This window comes from Chitinophaga sp. GbtcB8 (assembly GCF_019091455.1).
GTDB lineage: Bacteria > Bacteroidota > Bacteroidia > Chitinophagales > Chitinophagaceae > Chitinophaga.
In genome coordinates this window covers 1-245 of sequence record NZ_JAGXJN010000316.1, presented here as the reverse complement: position 1 = coordinate 245, position 245 = coordinate 1, and the positions used below count along the sequence as shown (strand labels likewise).

At 52.2% G+C, this 245-nt stretch carries 1 protein-coding gene; it reads left to right on the top strand.

Going from position 1 to position 245, the window contains the following annotated elements; genetic code table 11:
* The coding region (locus KVT36_RS31970) for an ATP-binding cassette domain-containing protein (RefSeq protein ID WP_217607475.1) at positions 1-245 on the top strand (245 nt) is incomplete at both ends.

Below are 245 nucleotides of genomic sequence, written 5' to 3'. Positions count from 1 at the left end.
GCAAACCATTGCTTTATTTCGCCAGGTAAAGCCCACTCGCCCGGGGCAGCAATTGCACCGCTACCCGCATGAATTGTCCGGCGGGAAAAAGCAGCGGGTTATGATAGCAATGGCCATCAGCTGTCAGCCCCGGCTCTTAATTGCAGATGAGCCTACCACCGCGTTAGATGTAACCGTGCAAAAAGCCATCCTGGAGCTGTGGAAAGAATTGCAGCAGCAAACGGGTATGAGCATCGCATTTATTA